Raw genomic sequence first — 19,136 nt, 5'->3', positions numbered from 1 at the left:
ATTCCTTATCTAAGGTGACTGGCATTGATACCCGCCACCTTGTTAATTGCATTAGTAAGTCGAGTGACTGTGCTCTGTGATCTCGGCAACGGTAACCCTGCGCCACATTTTGTAATAACACCAAATGGTATAAGCCAATACAAATGGCAATAACACTATCACTGCAATCAGCATTAAATTCAGGGTCATTTCACTTGATACCGCATCCCACAAGGTCAAGCTGTGATTAGGCACCGAGCTTGATGGCATGACAAATGGAAACATGGATGCGCCCGCCGTTAAAATCACCCCAGCATTAGCAATACTGGTCGTAATAAATGCCAGCGCGCCCTTACCGAGTTTCATCAACACGGCGGCAACTAACGCAAGCACCACGCCAGCAATAGGAAACAACCACATAAATGGATACAAACTGTAGTTTGCTAGCCAAGCCGCGTCCGCTAGTTCAACCTGCTTAAGGGTTGGATTAGCAACTCCGCTGATGTCGGCCTCTCCCATAATGTGAAAACCTGGGATCCAAAGCCAAATGCATACGCCGGCAAATACAAACGCAGCCACCAGCACTAATGCGGCAACAATACCGATTTTAGCCGCACGCTCCGCCACCACTTGCTCGGTGCGCATCACTAGCCAAGCACCGCCGTGCATGGTCACCATCGCCACGCTTACCACACCACATAACAAGGCAAATGGGTTAAACAAGGCAAAAAAGCTGCCGGTATAACTCACCCGCATTAAATCATCAAAGTGAAATGGTACGCCTTGTAATAAGTTACCAAAGGCAACACCAAATACTAACGGCGGCACCGAGCTACCAACAAACAATGCCCAGTCCCAATTGTTACGCCACTGTTTATTATCTAGTTTACTGCGATAATCAAAACCAAGTGGACGCAAAAATAGCGCGAACAAGGTCAGCATCATGGCAAAGTAAAAGCCACTAAACGCCGTGGCATACACCAAAGGCCAAGCCGCAAACAGCGCGCCACCTAAGGTAATAAACCAAACTTGGTTACCGTCCCAATGGGCGCCCACCGTGTTAATCACCACACGGCGCTCGTCATCGGTTTTACCTACAAATGGTAATAAGGTCCCCACGCCCATGTCCATGCCGTCGGTCACCATAAAGCCAATCATTAAGACGCCTATGATAGCCCACCAAATTAATTTTAAGGTTTCATAATCAAACATGTCTTACTCCTAGTAATGGCTTTGACGCAAACTGGCATCAGCATTGCTGTTCGCTTGCTTTTCAAAATGATAGCGTCCGGTGTGCAGTGAGCTTGGCCCTTGCTTGGCAAACTTAATCATTAGATACATTTCAATCGCAAACAAAATGGCGTAAACACTTAAGAAAGCAATCATAGTAGTGACCAGTTGACTCACGGTCAGATCTGAGACCCCTAAGAAGGTAGGCAATACCTCACTGATAGCCCAAGGCTGACGACCAAATTCCGCCACAAACCAACCTGTCTCAATGGCAATCCAAGGCAGTGGCAGTGCAAACAAGATGGCTTTTAGCAACCAAGGTTTTTGCTCAATTTGGCGTTTAGCATTGTAGTAGAACGCCAATACAAACAAGCCCAGCATGATCACGCCGCATCCCACCATAACCCTAAAAGTCCAAAACAATGGCGCGGCGGGTGGCGTTGAATCCTTCACCGCCATTTGAATTTGCTCTTCGGTGGCATCGACCACATTCGCGGTATAACGCTTGAGCAATAAGCCATAACCTAGGTCAACTTTTAGTTCATCAAACTTAGCTATGTTCTCAGGCGTGTCTTCACCGTTGCGCAGTTTTTGCAAGTACTCATAAGCCACCATGCCGTTACGAATACGCACTTCGTGCTCCGCTTGTAGATCACGCAGACCAACAACTTCTTCATCGAGTGAGCGCGTAGCAATGATCCCCATTAAATACGGGATCTTAATGGCATGCTCGGTTTCCATGGTTTCATCGTTAGGAAAACCTATCACGGTAAACGAAGCTGGCGCAGGTTGCGTCTCATATTCAGCTTCAATGGCCGCTAACTTAACCCTTTGCACTTCACCGACTTCATAGCCAGATTCATCGCCAAGTAGGATAACCGAACAAATAGACGCTAAACCAAAGCCTGCCGCCACCGAAAACGAGCGTTTTGCGAAAGCCAAATCACGCCCTTTAAGGATGTAATAACTGCTGATACTTAATACAAACATAGAGCCTGCAACATAACCCGCAGCGACCGTATGAATAAATTTAACTTGAGCAACCGGGTTAAATACCAGCTCAGCAAAGCTAGTCATCTCCATGCGCATGGTTTCGTAGTTAAACTCGCTGCCCACAGGGTTTTGCATCCAGCCATTCGCAATCAAAATCCACAGCGCAGAAAGGTTTGTCCCTAACGCCATTAAGAATGTCGCCGCCAAATGCTGGCGTTTACTGAGCCTTTCCCAACCAAGGAAGAACATACCAACGAAGGTCGACTCTAAGAAGAAAGCCATTAAGCCTTCAATAGCCAACGGCGCACCAAAAATATCACCCACGTAATGTGAGTAATACGACCAGTTGGTACCAAACTCAAACTCCATGGTTAAACCTGTGGCAACACCAATGGCAAAGTTGATACCGAACAACTTACCCCAGAATTTAGTCATGTCCTTGTAGATCTGGCGGCCAGTCATCACGTAGACCGACTCCATGATGAACAAGATCCAGGTTAAACCTAGCGTCAAGGGGACAAAGATAAAGTGAAACATCGCGGTAATGGCAAACTGCCACCGCGAGAGCTCCACTAAGGTTTCATTGATCATACTGCGCTCCTAATTGGCAACTTCACCTTCATTCAGACGGTGACTGCGGATTTTTATTAAATAGTTGTTCTTTCATGTTCAGGATCTTGCTTATCCCAGCGCCAAGCTTCATTAAGGTGCTTAATTTCTCAGGAGAAAGTCCCTGTAGCTCACCGGCCCACTGGGTGAGCATCTCCAGTAAATCATGGATTTCTTGCATTTTTTCTAACGCAAAGGCTTCGTCTTGATCGACAGGCTCAGCTAATAAGTTGTCGCGTAGTAACGATAAGGTAGGGTCAACTTCGCGCTTTTTGCGCTCCTCGAAGATAGTATTGGCAAGATCCCAAATAGTGCCAGTCACTCGATAGTATTCTTTGCGATCACCGGGCACATGACTGACTTGAACCAAACGCCATGATTGCAGTTCCTTCATGCCCATGCTGACGTTGCCACGAGAGATGTTCAAGGCACTGGCTAGCTCAGTTGCACTTAGTGGCCGTTCGGTCACCACCAACAAAGCAAACATTTGGCCAACGGTACGATTGAAGCCCCAACGGCTGCCCATTTCGCCGAAATGAAAGACAAATGATTGGATATTGGGTGAGAGGTCCATTTCCACCTTCTTAAACTTTCAGAAATTTCTGAAAGTTTAAATTAAAAAGACGCTTTTGATCAAGATCAATCAGCAGCAAACTAACAGAAGTATTTTGCGAATTTGTTAAACTCTAGCAGTATTCAGGCCTTGTTCTTGCATAGTCAGAATGCCAGCAATAACACCAACAAAAAATGAATAGTAAATTTATACAAAGGGTTACAACAAGAGTAGCAAGGGTATGAGTTCGTAAAGGTGAATGGAAATGAGCATCGGATTGGAGAAATGGGGGGCAGAAAAATTGGAAGCAGGTCAATAGCCTGCTTATTTAGATCCAAATAAATACAACCTAATTAGCCTATTCATCCTCACAGCTGGCAGGCAAACAAAGCAGAGCTAAATGTTACATTTTGATGAAATAACAGTTTAACTCACTTTTCTGAGCCAAAACGACGTCGCACTATGGATTTTGATACGCCATTGATGCCACGTTAGTGGTACCACGTTAGTGAATAAAGGCTTTATCTAAGGTTTTAAAACCTTGATTTAACACTAATGCTAAATCACCATAAGTTGGCTTTGTAACAACAGGCACGCTCGTTTCATCGTTTTCATTCACCTGTTTTTTTGCCAATTTATCTAAAATCTCATGGTACCAACGTACTAAACTGGGTGGTAGTGGGCTCATGGAGCGCTTTCCTAACCAATATAATCCCTGCAATGGTAAGGTAACCATGAATAACACCATGCCTACAGTGGTCGGCCAAAACATCTCGTGACCAAATTGATGTTGTAACAACAAGGTAAAGACCGCCATCATCGGCATGTATTTTTCAGCGAATTCAGTCGTTTTTATCACTCTATTTTCAGGAAACAAACTGTTGAGCTCTTTACGCTGAGGCCAAAGCTTCATATAGGCTTTGCCATTATGTAATTTTCCACCAAAAAACTTCATCTTTACCTGCCTTACCACTTAAATTGGCCATAAAATGAGTCTAATTTGTTAAAAATTGATTTTAATTAACTCTGTAGACGCTTCACTTTGTTATTTTCTTACGTTAGTTGTATCCTTGTTACAACTAAGGTATCTCAAGTCGATTTAACTGTTTTCATGCTCAGTTTCAGACCGAATATAAACCGTGTTTAGCACAAGAAATAACCTGTTTATATGCTTAAGGATACATTAAGTCCAGCAATTGACATAATTTCAATTGTATTCCAAACGTAATCGAAATGTTATTAGGATTTGCCAATGAACAAACTTGTTCTCGTTCTTAACTGCGGTAGCTCTTCTTTGAAATTCGCCGTACTTAACGCCGTTAATGGTGATGAGTACATCTCAGGCCTAGCAGAATGCTTTAATTTAGAAGAAGCCAGAATAAAATGGAAGTTAGACGGCACTAAACAAGAAGCATCATTAGGCGCATTTTCTGCTCACCGTGAAGCTATTGAATTCATTGTAGGCAACATACTTAGCACTAAACCAGAATTGCTTGAAAACTTGATTGCGATTGGTCACCGCGTGGTTCATGGCGGCGAAAAATTCACCAAATCAGTGATCATAGATGAAAGTGTTATAGCGGGTATTCAGGCTTGTGCAGCCTTGGCTCCTTTGCATAACCCAGCCCACCTTATTGGTATTCGCGCAGCGCAAGCCGCATTTCCAAAGCTACCGCAAGTAGCCGTGTTTGATACCGCTTTCCATCAAACTATGCCAGAGTCTGCGTTCCTTTACGCGCTGCCTTATAAGCTATACCGCGAGCATGGCATTCGTCGTTACGGCATGCACGGCACTAGCCATTTATTCGTTAGCCGCATGGCCGCCAAACTGTTGGGCAAAGAAGTTAAAGACCTCAATGTGATCACCGCTCACTTAGGCAATGGCGCTTCACTTTGTGCCGTTAAGGGTGGCAAAAGCGTTGATACCAGCATGGGGTTAACGCCACTTGAAGGCTTAGTTATGGGTACCCGCAGTGGTGACATTGACCCAAGCATCATTCAGCACCTTGTTAACAAGCTTGGCTATACCTTAGATGAAGTGAATAACGTGCTAAACAAGCAAAGTGGCTTGATGGGGATCTCTGAAGTTTCAAGTGATTGCCGTGCTATCGAGCAAGGCGTTGCTGAAGGTCATAAAGGCTGTACCTTAGCACTAGAAATTTTCTGTTACCGTTTAGCAAAATACATAGCTTCTTACACCGTTCCTTTGGGCCGTTTAGATGCGATTGTTTTCACTGGCGGCATTGGCGAAAATTCAGCCAATATCCGTAAAATTGTATTAGAAAACTTAGCTATATTTGGCTTTGTTGTTGACGATGAGAAAAACGAAGCGGCGCGTTTGGGCAATGAAGGCATTATTACCGCAGAAAACAGCCCAATTGCATTAGTGATCCCGACTAATGAAGAATGGGTAATTGCACAAGATTCTGCCGAATTGGTTAACCAATAAAATGATTAATTGCAGCGATAAGTCAATTTATCGCTGCAGGGTACTAATTAGAGCAAAAGCTCAACTACTAAAATGAGGAACGCTTGTGTCTCGTACTATAATGCTTATCCCTATTGGCTCCGGCGTCGGTGTCACATCGGTTAGCCTTGGCATGGTTCGCGCTATGGAACGCCATGGTGTTATTGTTAACTTCTTTAAGCCTATCGCTCAGCCTAAATCAGGTGATACAGGGCCAGAGCCATCGACCACTATCATACGTAACGCAACCAACTTTATCCCGCCTGAGCCATTTAGCATGCAGTATGCTGAAAACATGATTTCAACTAACCAAACCTCTGAGTTACTTGAAAACATTGTTGCTCGCTTTAAAACCGGTACATCTGAAGCCGATGTGGTTGTGGTAGAAGGCCTAGTGCCAACCGCTAAGCACCAGTTTGCTAATGAAATTAACTACCAGATTGCTAAAGCCCTTGGCGCAGAAATGGTGTTTGTTACGCACCCAAGTAACGATTCAAGCCAGCAGCTAAAAGAGCGCATCGAGATTGCCGTGTCAGCCTTTGGTGGCCATGACAACAAGCGCATCATTGGTTGTATCATCAACAAAGTGGGCGCGCCCCTTGATGATCATGAAAAGACCCGCCCAGACCTCGCTGAGATGTTTGAAAATCATCACAAGTCAGGTGCTAATCTTGAAGTGCTGCAAATGTTTGGCAAGAGCCCGCTACGCATTTTAGGCTGCATCCCTTGGAATCCAAGCTTAGTTGCACCGCGTGCTAAAGATCTAGCGCAGCATATGGATGCAACCATATTAAACGCGGGTGAAATGGCGACGCGCCGTCTACAAAGTGTGACTTTCTGTGCCCGCTCTATTCCTAATATGGTTGAGCACTTCAAGCCTGGCTCTATGCTAGTAACGTCGGGTGATCGCAGTGACGTAATCGTGTCGGCGTGTCTGGCTTCAATGAACGGCGTTAAAATCGGCTGTTTGTTACTAACGGGCGGTTACGAGCCTGAGCCACAAGTAATGAAACTGTGTCAAACGGCGATGGAGACCACAGGTCTGCCTATCATGCTGATCAACACTAACACTTGGCAAACCGCTGTTAGACTGCAAAGCTTTAACATGGAAATCCCAACCGATGACGCCGAGCGTATCGAGCTGGTACAAGACTATGTCGCAGGCCATGTTGATAAACACTGGATCGCCACCCTAACGCAAGGCTCAACCTTACCGCGTAAGCTGTCGCCACCTGCGTTCCGTTACCACTTAACTGAACTAGCGCGTGCCGTCAATCGCCGCGTCGTGCTACCTGAAGGTGAAGAGCCGCGTACAATTAAAGCCGCCGCGTTATGTGAACAACGTGGTATCGCAACCCCTATTCTGTTAGGTAACCCTGAGAAGATTCAATTGGTTGCTGCACAGCAAGGTGTGGTACTGGGTGAAGGTGTCACCATCATAGATCCCGTAACGGTTCGCGAAAAATATGTCGCGCCTATGGTAGAGCTGCGTAAAGGCAAAGGCTTGACCGAAGTGGTTGCGCGTGAACAGCTTGAAGATAACGTGGTACTGGGTACCATGATGCTAGCGCAAGATGAAGTAGACGGTCTTGTTTCGGGTGCGGTGCACACAACGGCTAACACCATCCGCCCACCTTTGCAGTTAATTAAAACCGCACCAGGGGCAAGCTTAGTATCGTCAATCTTCTTTATGCTACTGCCTGATCAAGTCTTGGTTTACGGTGACTGTGCAATTAACCCAGATCCAAATGCTGAGCAACTAGCCGATATCGCTATTCAATCAGCCGATTCTGCCGCTGCATTTGGTATCGAGCCAAAAGTGGCGATGATCAGTTACTCTACCGGCTCTTCAGGTACCGGCTCGGATGTAGACAAAGTACGCGAAGCAACCAAAATTGCCAAAGAGCGTCGTCCAGATCTGATCATTGATGGTCCATTACAATATGATGCCGCCATCATGGAAAATGTAGCTAAGAGCAAAGCACCAAACAGCCCAGTAGCGGGTAAAGCTACCGTATTTATCTTCCCAGACTTAAATACAGGTAACACCACTTACAAGGCAGTTCAACGTAGTGCTGATCTTATCAGTATCGGTCCAATGCTACAGGGCATGAGAAAGCCCGTGAACGACCTATCACGTGGCGCCCTAGTTGATGATATTGTGTACACCATTGCATTAACTGCAATTCAAGCATCACAACTTAAAGCGTAACAACCTAAGGCCTTGTTTTACAAGGCCTTATTTTTTCCCTCTGGTTTTATTTTTGTTCTCTTTGGTTTAGCATAGGTTTACCATCATCTCACCCACAGAGTTATACACAGTTTTTGTGGATAGTTTCATTTACATCTAAATCTTACACACACAAATAAAAAGTTTTAGCCCGTAAAGCCTAATATTTATACACAGAAACAAGTATAAACTTACCCGTCATACTCTTATTTCATTCATATAACCATACTTAAACTAGGACTAATCTGTTTAGCATTATTTGGTCTAGTGGATGGGCGAAACTGTTTTAAGCTTAATGAAGGTGCATTGAAAGAGGTATAAATCAATGAATGAAATGATTGAGGGACAAGCATCGCAGCTACACCAGCTACTTCATGATAATAACGATATCACCTTGATGCTGTATCTAGAAGGCAAGAATTTTAGCCACATGCAGCAGCGACAAATTGTTGAGCAACTCAAAAGTTTGAACAACCCCACCTTTGATGACTTAGCGGGGTTGTTAGATCAAAGCCTAATCTAGTCGGTACACTAACACTTTCAAGCCTTTGTCTTTATCCAAGTTTTGAAACACGGGGCCAGGAGCAATCTCGGCCTCGAATGTTAATTGTGGACAATGCTCACTGACGGCTTGGCGTAAAAATTCAAAATCAAGCTCAGGTGCATTTAAACACAACATGGCTTTTCCACTTGGTGCTAAAAGCTCAGGTAATCGGCGAATAATTTTTGGGTAATCACGAATAACGTTGACGCTGCCTTTTTGCAAAGAAGGGGGATCGGCAATCACCAAATCATATGGCCCCATTTTTTTCAGCTTTCCCCAGCTTTTAAATATGTCATGAGCCAAGTATTTTACCCTAGACAAGTCATGCTGATTCAATCTATGGTTGTCACGGCCCACGGCTAAAGACGCTTTACTCATATCAACGTTAACCACTTGGCGTGCTCCGCCAGCCATGGCCGCGACTGAAAAACCACAAGTATAAGAAAACAAGTTTAATACATTAGCCTTCGCAGCATGAGCTTGCACCCAGCGACGCCCCTGCTCCATATCGAAAAACAAGCCGTAGTTTTGGTTACGCCCTAGGCTAAGTTGATACTTTAGGCCAGCTTCGATAGCCACAGGATCGCTTATTTGCTCCCCCCAGAGTACCTCATAAGGCGCTAAGTGACGGCATCGATATTGCACTTGAATACTGCGACAACGTGAGCCAAGCTGCTGTTGTATATGGGTAGTTAGCGCTTCTAACCATTTTGATTCCACTTCACTATAAAGAATAATCAGTACAACAGAGTCAAACCAATCAATGTTAATAAATCGATAATCGGCAAAGCGGCCACCTCGGCCATGAAAGATCCGACATGCCTGCTCTGAGTCTGGCCAATTGAAATGAGGAGCAATAGGGTCAAGAAGTGACATAATTTAACTCAAACAAAAACGGCGATTCTACACCAGAATCGCCGTTTTGTAATGAACAAGAAAAGCCTACGCTTGAATTACTTGGTTGGCTCTATATCACTTACTTCATCGGTATCAGAGCTAAGTAACACAGCAAACCAGCGACCTTGCTCGCTGTTTTCTAAAGCGATTTTAAAAATCATGGTTAATGGAACCGATAGCAGCATACCTACGGTGCCCAGTAGCCAGCCCCAAAATATTAAAGACAAAAAAACCACTAAGGTTGATAAACCTAAACCACGACCAAGAAAACGCGGCTCAACAATATTGCCCATCACCATGTTTACCAGAATGTAGCTTAGTGCGACCACTGCAGCATGGCCTAAGCTGAGTTGCAAAAAGGCAAGAATAACCGCAGGGATAGCGGCAATAATAGAGCCAATATTGGGTATGTAATTAAGCAAAAAAGCCAAAACGCCCCAGAGAATGAAAAAATCAACGCCAATGATCCATAGAATCAGCGATACAATACAGCCTGTTACGATGCTGACAAATGTCTTGATTAACATATATTGGTTTACTGAATGCAGAAACATGTCCAAACTTTTCAGCTTCATATAAGGGTCACGAAACGCTAGGTGAAGTTTTGCTGGCAAGCTCGTCGCCTCTCCCAACATAAAAACAACGGTTAACAACAGCAAAAACACATTTGCCAGCACACTACCAAAGCCAGACAACATATTTGTCACCATGTTCATAGCAATACTGGGGTTAAAATATTCTCTTAAAATATCAGTAGTGAGAATAATATTATGGGCGACTAACCATTGATTTAATCCAATAAAGCGCTCGGTTAATTGCGCTTCATAAGCCGGCAGTTGGGTTTTAAATTCAACTACAGAAGAGCCGACTACACTGCCCAAAATCACAAAGGCAAGCACAATAACAACAATAACCAAGCTAATTGCCAATGTCCTGGGTAAACGTTTGGCCACTAAAAAGTTAATGATCGGATGGCAAATAATTGCAATAAACATCGCAAGCAAAAAAGGCACGACAAGGCTACTTGCCGCTTTTAGTCCCGCCAAACAAATCATAATCGCTGCGGCGATGAAGAGCCCGCGACTGGCAGCTGATTGCTCTGACATGTATTTTCCTCACTATTCTATAGGGTTACCAAAGTACAACACGGCAAGTACAAGATTTGCTAGCAAAATAACATCCTTTTCCGACGATTTAACGTAATACTATAAAATAAATCAAAAATATTGAGGCAAGTATGAATATCTTAATCACTGGCGGCAGCGGATTAATTGGCAGAGCGTTATGCAATAAGCTCAAACAAGAGCACAAGCTAATCGTATTAACTCGTCATCCACAACGTGCCAAAGCCCGATTAGGCCAAGATATTCAATTAGTTGAAAGTTTAAACCAATGGCAAGATCTAAATCAGTTTGACGCCGTCATTAATCTAGCGGGCGAACCCATTGCGGACAAAAGATGGAGCCAAGCGCAAAAAGATCGCATCTGCCAAAGCCGCTGGCAAATAACCCAAACCTTAACTGACTTGATCAAAGCCTCGAGCGAGCCTCCTAGTGTTTTTATCAGTGGCTCGGCTATCGGAATTTATGGCCGTCAAGATGCCCAACCAATCGATGAAACCTTTACCGATTATCATGATGAGTTCAGCCATCAGGTTTGCCAGCGCTGGGAAGACATAGCCAATCAGGTTAAGGAAATTACCCGCGTTTGTACCTTACGCACTGGGATTGTTTTAAGTCATGAAGGCGGTGCATTAAAGAAAATGCTGCCTCCTTTTAAGATGGGCCTTGGCGGTAAGATGGCCTCTGGCTATCAATATATGTCATGGATCCACCTCGATGATATGGTGGCAGCGATACGTTGGTTACTGAGCCAAGATAATTTGCATGGCCCGTTTAACCTAACAGCCCCCCACCCCGTGACTAACCGCGAGTTTACTCGCTATCTCGCGATGGCATTACATCGTCCCGTGCTATTTCCTATGCCTGAGACTGTGCTTAAAGTTATCTTTGGCGAGATGAGTGAAATTCTCATTTATGGCCAAAACGTAATACCCAGTAAATTACGCGAGTCGGGATTTGAATTTCATTACTCTGAGCTAGAGCCAGCCTTGGCCGATATCGTTGATAAACTTTGATTAACCACCAGCACACAACAAAATATGGCTGATGTGACGCTAACAGCAGCATCACATCACAGGTCAATTGGTATCGCTATACCTGATTATCCCCTACGGAGTAAGCAATCACTTGACTAAGGTGGGTAAAGGTCATGCCGCTTTGTTGTTGCAGGCGATTAAACGCATCTTGGCATTGCTGTAACCCTTTTTTGCTGGTTAAACCCGCATCTACATAACCGTGGGCGCGCAAATAGCTTTCGACATCCTTAGTCAAAAGAAAGGTATCTATGCCTAACTTTCGCAAGCTATAAGGGGTGATATTGCCGCCTAAACGTGCGCCATGCTGTTTAAAGTATTGCCACAGTTGCACCCAATCAGACTTTGGCCACTGCAATACAAATTCTGCAACACTGCCGTATTGTTTAGCTATCGCGAGGATCATTTGTGCATTTTGAGGCACGGTAACAATTTTTTGCCGCGCTCTAATAATGCGTTTATCTTGGCACAGTCGCTCAATATGTAGATCATCAAGTAACACCATTTTTTCAGGCTCAAAACCAAAGAAAGCCTCTTCAAAACCCGGCCATTTATTGCGCACCACTGACCACACAAAGCCAGACTGAAAAATAGTTTGGGTAAAGGCGGCTAGAAATCGATGATCGGGAATACTCAAGAGCTCTTCAGTGCTGATAGACGAACTCAGCAATGCCTTTAGCGCCGCTTCCCCGCCTTTACGCTGACAAGCTCTTTGATATAACTGTGTAAAGTCTTCCACTGCGCCTTCCTATTGATTACAAAAAAGTTTCAATCACAAACCAAGATTGCACCTTTAACATTATGCGCTGCCACAAACTGGTCTGAGGCTCTTTGGTTAACACTTGCTGTGTTCCATTGACGGTAGTTTGCCAAATAAGATCTTCGTTCTCATCCAATTTGACTTGATAGCTAACGCGATCAATATGATTCTCAATCGCCTCCACTAAGGCAATGCCAATGGCTTTGGAATGAATCAGCATTCCCATTTCAGTGTTATGTAATACCGAGCGTGGATCTAAATTAAATGAGCCGATAAACGCCTGCTGCTTATCGGCGATAAAGACTTTTGAGTGCAAACTAAGATGAGATGAACCAAACCATTTACGCGAATCAACATATTCTGCATTTAAGGTTGGTTTAAACTCATAGAGCTGAACACCAGCCTGTAATAGGGCTTTGCGATAGTTAATGTAACCAGCATGGACAATACTGACATCATTAGAAGCCAATGAGTTAGTGATGATTTTCACCTCCACACCTCGCTTGGTTAAACTAGCAAATAAACCAACAAGCGCATCATCTGGAACAAAATAAGGGGACACAATGACCAGCTCTTGCTGTGCCGATTGATATAACTGAGTGATCAACGGTGCAATATGGCTTTCGCGAGTAACGGCTTCACGTTCGGTTTTATCAGGTAGGTCGGCATAAATATCGGCCTTGACCCAAAGTAGATGATCCATTCTGCGCTTAAACTCGGCACTGAGAACCACCTTCTCTACAGCTGCGACATATGGATTATTTTTGTCTTGGCGAAATTGGTACTTAAAATTGTCTCTGGCTTGTTGGTATTGGGCTTGACTAATCGTTTGCTCGCCAAGAAAAGTCGCGCTTGGCCACACCAAATGGCTGTTCCAATACTCATCAAACATAGTAGACACTTCAGCCACCACTTCGCCTGTGGCGAGGACATCCAAATCGCGAAATTCGGCATGACTTTGGGCACCAAAATATTCATTTCCTATGTTGCGCCCGCCCACTATGGTGAAGGAATTGTCGACCGTGAAGGATTTATTGTGCATACGGTTATTCACCCGATTTAAATCCGTCATAAAATCAAACGCGCGAAACCGACGATGAGCAAACGCATTATAAAATCGGATTTCAATATTTGGGTGCATATCGAGCAAATGCAGTGCTTGATCTTTACCAGACGTATCCAAATCATCCAGTAAAATGCGAACTCTCACACCGCGATCGGCCGCATCGAGCAATTGGCTTACCAGTAGCCTACCCGTTAAGTCGTTTTTCCAAATGTAGTATTGTAGATCCAATGAGACTTGAGCCGCTTGGATTAACGCAATACGCGCTATAAAAGCATCCATCCCATCAATTAATAATGCAACCCCTGATTTTCCCGGTTGAGCGGCCACTTCTTCAGCAACAGCTTGATTCAGCTTGCTATTTGTAACATTTGTAATAACAAAGGATTGGGGAAGATTGTCGTTGTCGGGCAACTGGGCACAGCCCACCGCCAAGCAAGAAAAGAAAAAAACTAGCCACAGTGACCGTTTACGCATGTCCATTCGCATCCTTTATTCGTCGCGCCTCATGGCGACTTTGTATATCTAGAATAATAACAAATGGTTAGCACAAAAACATGGATGAACATTAGCCAGTTTCCTAGCGTAACTACCTAGCCATTTGATTAAGGGCGTGGTTATTTACAAACAGAGCCACATAACTACCGGATAACAACTAATTTTGCCACTATAACAACAAAATATGCGCTATTGAATGAGATACACAAGGATTAGAAACAAAGCGTTAAAAAAGGGGGATGATGAAACGAGATGGTGGACGATACTGGGCTTGAACCAGTGACCCCCGCCTTGTAAGGGCGGTGCTCTCCCAACTGAGCTAATCGTCCATATTTTGTTAAGCTGGCACTTCAAACAGTGTGATTGTTGAAGTGGTGGGCGATACTGGGCTTGAACCAGTGACCCCCGCCTTGTAAGGGCGGTGCTCTCCCAACTGAGCTAATCGCCCAGCTTAATGTTTGTCTCTATCGGCACTTCTTTAACATGCACGTTTGCTGTGCTGAAGTGGTGGGCGATACTGGGCTTGAACCAGTGACCCCCGCCTTGTAAGGGCGGTGCTCTCCCAACTGAGCTAATCGCCCGATAGAGTATAAAGTTGGCACTTCGCACTAGATTGAAGTGGTGGGCGATACTGGGCTTGAACCAGTGACCCCCGCCTTGTAAGGGCGGTGCTCTCCCAACTGAGCTAATCGCCCAACTTTATATGTAACTTCAAATTTTGCTTGCCGTTCTGTTGGTGGGCGATACTGGGCTTGAACCAGTGACCCCCGCCTTGTAAGGGCGGTGCTCTCCCAACTGAGCTAATCGCCCAACAGATCGTGCTTGCTAAGCCTACCTAAAAGGTAGTGGTGGACGATACTGGGCTTGAACCAGTGACCCCCGCCTTGTAAGGGCGGTGCTCTCCCAACTGAGCTAATCGTCCAACAATCAACGTTAGTCAATAACGACATCCGCTGTGTTTGTGAGGGCGTATTATAGGGAGCAAAGCGCTAGCGTCAACCTCTTTTTTTTCAATTTTGTACGACTGAACATTATTTAATTAATTTGCACAAAAACCCAGCAAAAGGCGTTCTAAAAAACACCAAATAAACAATTACTGTACGACAAAAATTGAGCTTGGCGCGCCACGAGGATAAAATAAAGCCAACTTTTCTATTCAAAACTAAAGGACAGAAGTCGATTATGACGATTAAAACGCGCTTTGCTCCCAGCCCGACAGGTTATCTACATATTGGCGGCGCCCGTACCGCTCTTTATTCATGGTTATATGCAAAAGCGAATCAAGGTGAATTTGTTTTACGAATAGAAGACACAGATTTAGAGCGCTCTACACAACCGGCGGTGGATGCCATTTTAGAAGGCATGAGCTGGCTAGGCCTAAACTGGGATGAAGGCCCTTACTACCAAACTAAGCGTTTTGACCGCTATAAAGAGCTGATCCAGCAATTAGTTGACGAAGGCAAAGCTTATCGTTGTTACTGCACACCTGAAGAATTGGAAGCCATGCGTGAAGCGCAAATGGCGCGCGGCGAAAGCGCACGCTATAACGGTGAATGGCGCAATCGCACCGACTACCCTGCCGACAAGCCTTATGTTATTCGTTTTAAGAATCCAACCGAAGGCAGTGTGGTTTTTGATGACCAAGTGCGTGGCCCAATCGAATTTAAGAACACTGAATTAGATGACCTCATCATCTTACGCAGCGATGGCGCCCCCACTTATAACTTCTGTGTGGTAGTTGATGACTGGGATATGGGTATCACCCATGTTATTCGCGGTGAAGACCACATCAATAACACACCTCGTCAAATCAATATCCTTAAAGCACTCGGCGCGCCAATTCCGGTTTACGCACATGTGTCGATGATCTTAGGTGACGATGGTGCGAAATTATCTAAACGTCATGGCGCGGTAGGCGTAATGCAATACCGTGATGACGGCTACCTGCCTGAAGCGATCCTAAATTACCTAGTACGCTTAGGATGGTCTCACGGCGATCAAGAGATCTTCTCCATTGCTGAGATGACCGAGCTATTTAAGCTAACCGACATCAACAAAGCAGCTTCTGCTTTTAATACCGAAAAGCTAAACTGGCTAAACCAGCACTACATAAAAACCGGCGCGCCTGAGCACATTGCCGAGTACCTAAGCTGGCATATGCAAGATCAAGGTATTGATGTAAGCAATGGCCCAGCCCTAACAGAAATTATCCCTGCCTTAGCCGATCGCGCTAAAACCCTAAAAGAGCTAGCCGCATCAAGCCGTTACTTCTATGAAGATTTTAGTGAATTTGACGCTGGCGCAGCGAAAAAACACCTTCGTCCGGTTGCCGGCGAAGCACTTGAAAAAGTACAACAAAAACTTGCCGCTATCGAAAACTGGCAAGATGAAGCGCAATTACATCAAGCAATTGAAGATGCGGCAACTGAGCTAGAGCTAGGTATGGGTAAGGTAGGCATGCCGCTACGTGTGGCTATCACGGGCGCAGGTCAGTCACCTTCCCTTGATATCACGCTTAAACTTATCGGCAAAGAGCGCAGCCTAGCTCGTATCGGTCTAGCCCTTGAGTTTATCGCCAAGCGCGCGAGCGAGTAAGTGACGAGTTGATTCAAAAAGTTACATTTAGGCCACTTCGGTGGCCTTTTTTATTCCCCCTCTTTCTGGCCTAATTTCACCTTAGCCGTGTTATACAACATAGCAATACGACACCAAACCCGCTTTTTTTGCTCAAACTTCAGCCAAAGCGGTGTTTTTTTTAGCAAACGGTTGCCAAGTCGACATTTTCGACTGATTTGATGTTGACAGCTTCCCGAACGCTGCATAAAATGCGCCTCACTTAAAGCAAATCAGCCAGCTTTAAGTGTTAGATATTATGAAGTAACGGGGCCATAGCTCAGCTGGGAGAGCGCAACGCTGGCAGCGTTGAGGTCTGCGGTTCGATCCCGCATGGCTCCACCACTTTACTTCAACCTCTATTGGGGCCATAGCTCAGCTGGGAGAGCGCAACGCTGGCAGCGTTGAGGTCTGCGGTTCGATCCCGCATGGCTCCACCAATTCTTTATATCTCTTTATTTCAAACCACTTTTCGTTTTTATCCTAGTTAGCCATACCACCTTAAAATATTTTTATTTTGTGTTCTGCAATTGTTCTATAACACTAAATAACACCCTATTACCGCTCACCTCTCGCTCTTGCCAAGCTGATCACTCCGTCAACATCAAACCAATACCTATCTGTAGTTACCAACATACTATTTGTCATCATTTCTACTAGAAATGCAAAAACCTTGTTTTAGTTCATGTTATTTTTACCATTAATTGACATACAATCCACCCGAAGTGGCCCCTTGGGTGCCAGTTTTATTTTTACCTTGTTTAGCCAATTTATCATCATGATAGCGATCGCTGCGGCAATCTTATTTAGCTAGCAAAGTTAATTCCCTCCAAGCTTTGCAGCCAATGTTAGGGAAACCATTTTTATAACTAAAGGAATGAAACATGTTAATTGTATGGAGAGGGTATGGCTGGTTAATTCCAATCATAGTGTTTGGCGGATTTTTATCATCTCAAGCCGTTCTTAACTCTATTTATGGTGAAGGCTTTTATAAGGCTAATGACTGGCCTAAATTAGCTGCCATCGGCGTCAGTTCGTTACTGGTAGCGGCACTGGGCTATTGGTTTAATTATAAAAAAAGACAAGTGTTCATCGATCCTGAAACAGGAAATAAGAAAAAGTCGCCATCACATACGTTATTTTTCATCCCTGTGGAAGCGTGGGCGCTGATCATTCCTGTTGCTTTTTTCTGGCTAGAGAGCAATACCGCACAAACCAATGCACAAGAAATGGCGTATATTGAATCCCCCGCCGTCAATGATATTTATTCTGTTGACTTCACTAAACTTTTTACCGAATCGGATGAAAAATTCAAATATGGCACCTTGCTGGTTGTGGATGTTAAGCAAGACGGTGTTGAAGTATTAGCCAGTGATATGGCCTATGATGGTAAATCCGGTGTTAGAAAAGACATTCGAAAAGGCAAAGCAAGTGCAAAAAGTTACTATTCTGGTGAGTCGTTTTTCATATCAACGCAATTCATTCAAGAGCTAAAAAATACCGGCGGCGTTTTTCAAGTATCGAGAAGGTAAATAAATAACCTCAATACTGGTTAATGGAGTCAGCCAAAGAATAGCGTATGAATAAGTAGCAAAACTTCGTTTTCAGGGATGAAAACGCAGCGCGTATAGGGACATATTCACCGCGTTTTGGCGGATTATTCATACGATATAGCTTACCCAAAGCTCAGGTTAAAAAGCATCAAACCAATTCCTTACTAGCTCATCATTGCACAGGGCGGGTAGGCTTATAATAATTAGAGTTTTCTCTCCCTATGGAGTTTAGGTAACCATGAAAACGTTCAAATCGAAGATAGACTTATGGCTGGCTTTAGCCTTGATTTTTTGTATTGCCGTATCTCTATTTGGCGCTTGGGATTTAATCGTTAATCAAGCTTCGAATAAGCATTTTGCTCTCGCATTCTGCTTGCTTGTGATCGGTGTTGGCTTACCAGTTTGGTTAATTCTGGGGACTAAATACACAGTCGATAAAGATGAGCTTAAAATAGTCTCTGGGCCATTTAGTTGGAAAATAGCCATCGCATCGATTGATCAGGTAAAAACAAGCCACAGCTTCATATCTAGCCCTGCGCTTTCTTTAGACAGGTTAGAGATCAAGTACCGGGGGAATCAAAGTATTCTTATCTCTCCGAAAGACAAAGATGCGTTTTTAGCTGCTATCAATCACCCCATCAGCTAAAAAGCTGGGTCAAAAACTAAATAAACCTCAATTCTGGTTAATGGAGTCAGCCAAAGAATAGCGTATGAATAAGTAGCAAAACTTCGCTTTCAGGGATGAAAACACAGCGCGTATAGGGACATATTCACCGCGTTTTTGCGGATTATTCATACGATATGGCTTATCCAAAGCTCAGGTTAAAAAGCATCAAAGCCGATTGTTTGCTAGCTTACAATTACGCAGGACTAGTAAGGTGTATAATTATTATAGTTTTCTCTCTCTATGGAATTTTTTTGTTTTACTCTCCCACTCTAGTCTTAAGTGCGCTTTTAGTTCTAATTTCCTGTAGTTTTTTGTTCAAAGGCAG

The 19,136-nt window shown here is 44.3% G+C and carries 16 protein-coding genes and 8 tRNA genes; 9 read left to right on the top strand and 15 right to left on the bottom strand.

Annotated features, from left to right (window positions below; translation table 11 throughout):
* Positions 1–51 precede the first annotated feature (51 nt).
* The 4 genes from cydB to yfbV form a co-directional block, all read right to left on the bottom strand.
* Positions 52–1,191 carry a cytochrome d ubiquinol oxidase subunit II gene (cydB, locus tag ACK8OT_RS17835; RefSeq protein WP_410197856.1) on the bottom strand — a complete coding sequence of 380 codons (1,140 nt, stop codon included), beginning with the start codon at positions 1,189–1,191 and terminating at the stop codon, positions 52–54.
* A gap of 9 nt (positions 1,192–1,200) precedes the next feature.
* Positions 1,201–2,793, bottom strand: a complete 1,593-nt coding sequence (locus tag ACK8OT_RS17830; protein WP_410197855.1) for a cytochrome ubiquinol oxidase subunit I — start codon at positions 2,791–2,793, stop codon at positions 1,201–1,203.
* Between the two features lie 28 nt (positions 2,794–2,821).
* Positions 2,822–3,385: a GbsR/MarR family transcriptional regulator gene (locus ACK8OT_RS17825; RefSeq protein WP_410197854.1), complete on the bottom strand. Its 564-nt coding sequence runs from the start codon at positions 3,383–3,385 to the stop codon at positions 2,822–2,824.
* 484 nt (positions 3,386–3,869) lie between these two features.
* Positions 3,870–4,319, bottom strand: a complete 450-nt coding sequence (yfbV, locus tag ACK8OT_RS17820) for a terminus macrodomain insulation protein YfbV (RefSeq protein ID WP_410197853.1) — start codon at positions 4,317–4,319, stop codon at positions 3,870–3,872.
* Positions 4,320–4,616: 297 nt separating this feature from the next.
* Between yfbV and ACK8OT_RS17815 the strand changes: the two genes are divergently transcribed.
* From ACK8OT_RS17815 to ACK8OT_RS17805, 3 genes are all read left to right on the top strand, one after another.
* A complete protein-coding gene (locus ACK8OT_RS17815; protein WP_410197852.1) occupies positions 4,617–5,813 on the top strand; it encodes an acetate kinase in 1,197 nt (398 codons plus the stop codon).
* An 85-nt stretch (positions 5,814–5,898) separates the two neighbouring features.
* The gene (pta, locus tag ACK8OT_RS17810) at positions 5,899–8,043 is read left to right on the top strand and encodes a phosphate acetyltransferase (RefSeq protein ID WP_410197851.1); all 2,145 of its coding nucleotides are present in this window, start codon (positions 5,899–5,901) and stop codon (positions 8,041–8,043) included.
* A gap of 343 nt (positions 8,044–8,386) precedes the next feature.
* Positions 8,387–8,584, top strand: coding sequence for a hypothetical protein (locus tag ACK8OT_RS17805; protein ID WP_410197850.1), 198 nt, complete (start codon positions 8,387–8,389; stop codon positions 8,582–8,584).
* Here the strand turns inward: ACK8OT_RS17805 and ACK8OT_RS17800 are convergent.
* Both ACK8OT_RS17800 and ACK8OT_RS17795 read right to left on the bottom strand, forming a co-directional pair.
* Positions 8,576–9,481 carry a class I SAM-dependent methyltransferase gene (locus ACK8OT_RS17800; RefSeq protein WP_410197849.1) on the bottom strand — a complete coding sequence of 302 codons (906 nt, stop codon included), beginning with the start codon at positions 9,479–9,481 and terminating at the stop codon, positions 8,576–8,578. The two genes, ACK8OT_RS17805 and ACK8OT_RS17800, sit on opposite strands and share 9 nt — an antisense overlap.
* A gap of 77 nt (positions 9,482–9,558) precedes the next feature.
* Positions 9,559–10,608 (bottom strand): AI-2E family transporter, encoded by a 1,050-nt coding sequence (locus ACK8OT_RS17795; protein ID WP_410197848.1) that lies wholly within the window; start codon positions 10,606–10,608, stop codon positions 9,559–9,561.
* A gap of 131 nt (positions 10,609–10,739) precedes the next feature.
* Between ACK8OT_RS17795 and ACK8OT_RS17790 the strand changes: the two genes are divergently transcribed.
* The gene (locus ACK8OT_RS17790) at positions 10,740–11,639 is read left to right on the top strand and encodes a TIGR01777 family oxidoreductase (RefSeq protein ID WP_410197847.1); all 900 of its coding nucleotides are present in this window, start codon (positions 10,740–10,742) and stop codon (positions 11,637–11,639) included.
* A gap of 76 nt (positions 11,640–11,715) precedes the next feature.
* Here the strand turns inward: ACK8OT_RS17790 and ACK8OT_RS17785 are convergent, their stop codons facing one another.
* From ACK8OT_RS17785 to ACK8OT_RS17750, 8 genes are all read right to left on the bottom strand, one after another.
* Complete coding sequence (locus ACK8OT_RS17785; protein WP_410197846.1) at positions 11,716–12,396, bottom strand: DNA-3-methyladenine glycosylase I; 681 nt, start codon at positions 12,394–12,396, stop codon at positions 11,716–11,718.
* Between the two features lie 16 nt (positions 12,397–12,412).
* Positions 12,413–13,957 (bottom strand): phospholipase D family protein, encoded by a 1,545-nt coding sequence (locus tag ACK8OT_RS17780; RefSeq protein WP_410197845.1) that lies wholly within the window; start codon positions 13,955–13,957, stop codon positions 12,413–12,415.
* Positions 13,958–14,231: 274 nt separating this feature from the next.
* Positions 14,232–14,307, bottom strand: a tRNA-Val gene (locus ACK8OT_RS17775).
* A gap of 43 nt (positions 14,308–14,350) precedes the next feature.
* Positions 14,351–14,426: transfer RNA gene (locus tag ACK8OT_RS17770), tRNA-Val, on the bottom strand.
* Positions 14,427–14,483: 57 nt separating this feature from the next.
* A tRNA-Val gene (locus ACK8OT_RS17765) sits at positions 14,484–14,559 on the bottom strand.
* 38 nt (positions 14,560–14,597) lie between these two features.
* Positions 14,598–14,673 (bottom strand) — tRNA-Val (locus ACK8OT_RS17760).
* Positions 14,674–14,712: 39 nt separating this feature from the next.
* Positions 14,713–14,788: transfer RNA gene (locus ACK8OT_RS17755), tRNA-Val, on the bottom strand.
* 36 nt (positions 14,789–14,824) lie between these two features.
* Positions 14,825–14,900: transfer RNA gene (locus tag ACK8OT_RS17750), tRNA-Val, on the bottom strand.
* A gap of 260 nt (positions 14,901–15,160) precedes the next feature.
* On the opposite strand from ACK8OT_RS17750, the gene gltX reads away from it, so the two are divergent.
* Complete coding sequence (gene gltX, locus ACK8OT_RS17745) at positions 15,161–16,573, top strand: glutamate--tRNA ligase (protein WP_410197844.1); 1,413 nt, start codon at positions 15,161–15,163, stop codon at positions 16,571–16,573.
* 50 nt (positions 16,574–16,623) lie between these two features.
* Here gltX and ACK8OT_RS17740 read toward each other — a convergent pair whose 3' ends face one another.
* Positions 16,624–16,800 (bottom strand): hypothetical protein, encoded by a 177-nt coding sequence (locus ACK8OT_RS17740; protein WP_410197843.1) that lies wholly within the window; start codon positions 16,798–16,800, stop codon positions 16,624–16,626.
* A gap of 60 nt (positions 16,801–16,860) precedes the next feature.
* Here ACK8OT_RS17740 and ACK8OT_RS17735 point away from each other — a divergent pair.
* The 4 genes from ACK8OT_RS17735 (at position 16,861) to ACK8OT_RS17720 (ending at position 18,790) form a co-directional block, all read left to right on the top strand.
* A tRNA-Ala gene (locus tag ACK8OT_RS17735) sits at positions 16,861–16,936 on the top strand.
* 19 nt (positions 16,937–16,955) lie between these two features.
* Positions 16,956–17,031 (top strand) — tRNA-Ala (locus ACK8OT_RS17730).
* A gap of 444 nt (positions 17,032–17,475) precedes the next feature.
* The gene (locus ACK8OT_RS17725; RefSeq protein ID WP_410197842.1) at positions 17,476–18,123 is read left to right on the top strand and encodes a hypothetical protein; all 648 of its coding nucleotides are present in this window, start codon (positions 17,476–17,478) and stop codon (positions 18,121–18,123) included.
* Between the two features lie 259 nt (positions 18,124–18,382).
* The gene (locus tag ACK8OT_RS17720) at positions 18,383–18,790 is read left to right on the top strand and encodes a PH domain-containing protein (protein WP_410197841.1); all 408 of its coding nucleotides are present in this window, start codon (positions 18,383–18,385) and stop codon (positions 18,788–18,790) included.
* Positions 18,791–19,136 lie beyond the last annotated feature (346 nt).

The sequence above is a fragment of the Motilimonas thetidivivens genome, assembly GCF_046452435.1.
Classification (GTDB): domain Bacteria; phylum Pseudomonadota; class Gammaproteobacteria; order Enterobacterales; family CBDFNC01; genus Motilimonas.
This window is presented reverse-complemented; position numbering and strand designations above follow the sequence as displayed.